The organism is Actinoplanes siamensis, assembly GCF_016862395.1.
Taxonomy (GTDB): Bacteria; Actinomycetota; Actinomycetes; order Mycobacteriales; family Micromonosporaceae; genus Actinoplanes; species Actinoplanes siamensis.
Map to the genome: position 1 here is coordinate 1 of NZ_BOMW01000122.1, position 3212 is coordinate 3212.

The 3212-nt window shown below is 69.0% G+C and carries 1 protein-coding gene and 1 pseudogene; one reads left to right on the forward strand and one right to left on the reverse strand.

The window, feature by feature from the left end; translation table 11 throughout:
• Nucleotides 1-322 (forward strand): annotated as a pseudogene (locus Asi03nite_RS37280) (methyl-accepting chemotaxis protein); the annotation flags it as partial.
• Nucleotides 323-455: 133 nt separating this feature from the next.
• On the opposite strand, the gene Asi03nite_RS37285 reads toward Asi03nite_RS37280, so the two are convergent.
• Nucleotides 456-2402, reverse strand: coding sequence for an APC family permease (locus tag Asi03nite_RS37285; protein WP_373872224.1), 1947 nt, complete (start codon nt 2400-2402; stop codon nt 456-458).
• Between the last annotated feature and the right edge of the window lie 810 nt (nt 2403-3212).

Below are 3212 nucleotides of genomic sequence, written 5' to 3' on the forward strand. Positions count from 1 at the left end.
TCAGCGGGTCGCCGCGATCCAGGCGGACACCGCCGGCGCGGTCACCGCGATCGAGGAGATCAGCGAGATCATCGAGCGGATCAACGAGTTCCAGACCACCATCGCCTCGGCCGTCGAGGAACAGACGGTCACCACCAACGAGATGACCCGCAACGTCGGCGAGGCAGCCGGCACCGGCACCCGGGTCGCCGACACCATCAACGCCGTCGCCGCCGCGGTGCAACAGACCACCGCCGGTGTAGCCGAGGCCGACCGGGCCGCTACGCACCTGGCCGGCATGTCCGGCGACCTGCGCCGCGTCGTCGACCGCTTCACGCTCTAGTCGTCACTGAGACGCCGGCGTCTCCCCGTGCATCCCCGATCTTCCTGGGCGGTCCTGGCCGGTAGCGCTTGCCGGGCCGCCCGCACCACCCTCCCGGCCACGGTGACGGCAGCCGGGGGCATGGCCGGTGAGGTCACGAGCCGACGTGGATGCCGGGCCGCCGGGCCTGGTCGGATTCGTTCTCGCGGATGATCTCGCGAGTGACCGGTGCGGTGTCGCCGCGGCCGAGCAGGAAGTACCGCACCATGTGGACCAGAGGGCTGCCCTCGGCCCAGGCGAAGTAGCAGTGCGGGCGTACGCCTGTCGCGTCGCGCAAGGCCAGCAGGATCGCCGCGATCGCGTTCGGCGCCGCCGGCGCCGACGCGCGCAGGACCCGGAACCCGCCGACGTCGACACCGCGGACGGTGAGGACGTCGCTGAAGGCCGACGGATCCACGACGTCGACCTCGAGGAACAAGATGTCGGCGCTGCCGGGGACGGGGTTGTCGCGGCGCTGTTCGCGTTCCTTGTCCCGGTACTCGCCGGCGTCGCCGGCCTGGCGGCGGTTGGCGATCAGGTTGATCTGCCCGTCGTGGGCGATGGTGTCCGTGATGAACCGGCGGGCCGCCTCGTCGAACTCGATGCGGTCGACGCGCAGTTCGGTGGTGCGGCTGATCCGCGAGATCAGGGACACGGCGATGATGCCGGCGATGAACAGCGCCGAGATGGTGATCCCGTCCGGTTTCTCGATGATGTTGGCGGCCAGCGCGTACCCGAGGATGAGGGTGAGCAGCCCGAACCCGGCGGTGGCCGGGCGGCGGCGGTGCCGCAGCGCCCAAGCCGTGACGGCGAACGCCCCGGAGACCATCATGGCCAGGATGCCGGTGGCGTACGCGCCGGCCTGGGCGTTGACGTCCGCGCCGAACGCGATGGTGATGCCCACGCTGATCGCGGTGTAGACCAGCACGACCGGTCGCACCGCGCGACCCCACTCCGGGGCCATGCCGTACCCGGGCAGGTACCGGGGAACGATGTTGACCAGCCCGGCCATCGCGGACGCGCCGGCGAACCACAGAATCAGGATCGTGCTGACGTCGTACGCGGTGCCGACCGTCTCGCCGAGGTAGTGGTGGGCCAGCCAGGCCAGGGCGCGCCCGTTGGCCTGACCGCCGGGCTCGAACTCGGCGGCCGGGATCAGCACGGTGGTGACGACGCTGGCGGCGAGCAGATACACGCTCATGACCAGCGCGGCCGTGGTCAGCAGCCGGCGGCCGTTGCCGATCCGGGCCCGCAGCCGCTGCTTCTCGTCACCGCCCCGGGCGGCGATCAGCGGCATCATGCTCACCCCGGTCTCGAACCCGGACAGGCCCAGCACCAGCAACGGGAACGCGACCACGGCGGGTTGGACGAGGCCGCCGATCCCGCCGCCGAGGTCACCGAGCGCGCTGGTCCACTGTGACCAGGCGGCGGGTTCGGTGACCACGTGGATCAGGCCGGCGCCGATGGTGACGGTGTTGAGCAGCAGGAAGATCGCCACCAGCGGAATGGCGACACTGACCGCCTCGCTGAAGCCGAGCAGGAACACGAAGCCCAGCAACAGCAGCAGCCCGACGGTGAGGGCAACCTCGTGCCCGTGCAGGGCCTCCGGGAAGAAGGGGTTCTCCACCACGTGCACGCTGGCGTCGGCGGCGGACAGGGTGATCGTGATGATCCACGAGGTGGCGACGAAGCCGAGCAACACCAGCACGAACAGTTTGCCGCGCCAGAACGGCAGCAACCGTTCCAGCATCGCCACCGACCCGGCGCCGTGCGGGCTCTCGTTCGCGACCCGTCGATACATCGGCAGCACACCGAACAGCGTCAACCCGACGATCAGCAGCGTGGCCAGGGGAGAGACCACTCCGGCGGCGGTGACCGCGATCGCCGGCACGTACGCCAGGCTGGAGAAGTAGTCGACACCGGTCAGACACATCACCTTCCACCAGGCATGCTCTTCGGCGTGCGCCTCACCGGCGGCCGGCCCGACCGGGTGGACCCGGTGACGCAGCAGCCAGCCGCCGACTCCGTGCGAGGGCACGCTGGCCCGTGCAGGAGAGGGCATCACCGCCGGAAGCATGAGCTTCGCCTCCGCGGACAGCGCGTCACTGTCCTTCTCCACGTCCATCGCTCGCCCTCTCCAGATGCTGCCTGACGTTGCGGCGGCTGTGCCGCCGGCCAGTCGGCGGTAGTGCCCGCGACGATTGTGCCGCAACCATTCCACGATCAGTTCACGAAGAGTCGGCGTCGATGTGCTGCGACCAGCTCTCGTGCTCACCGCTTTCGGTGGGCTACGCCTGCGATGTAGGAGGCGCACCGAGGTGACGAAGGAAGTCGATCCGCCCGGTCGAGGACCGCAAGAACCGCCTGCGGCCAGGCCCAGTCAGTTCCTTCACCTTCCGTTCTGGCGGTTAGGTAACGGCACACGGCAGATTCCTCCCCGGATGCGCCGACCAACGGCAGAAGTTGATGGTCCGGGCCGAACCCGCCGTTGCCAACCGTCGTGTAGACGGCGCGCAGCAGCGGGTGGAGCGCCGAAGCCGAATTCGCTTTCAACGTGCCGGACGGTCTCCGCATCGACTGGTGCGCGAACGTCGGGGTGTCCGTCGTGGGCGCGTTCCGCAGGCCGTTGTAGTAGGTCGGCGTAGGTATCCACGTGAAGATCATCGCCGCTGGGTGTCACAATTTCGGCGTCAAGCGGTACCCGCTCGAACAGAAGCTGCTGCCGAGACGCAGAGGAACTCGGTCACTCGTGCAGACAACCTCGAACGTCGACACACTGAGACGTTCCGCGCAACGGTCCCGTCGTTGGCTGTAGTTGTCTCGGTGTCCGGTAGGTCCGAGAAGCGCCCGGTAGGCTGCGCTACGTAGAAAT

What these genes read in the sequence shown, in the direction of transcription:
- Asi03nite_RS37285 (WP_373872224.1), bottom strand. Translation starts at nt 2,402, where the DNA reads ATGCCCTCTCCTGCACGGGCCAGCGTGCCCTCGCACGGAGTCGGCGGC.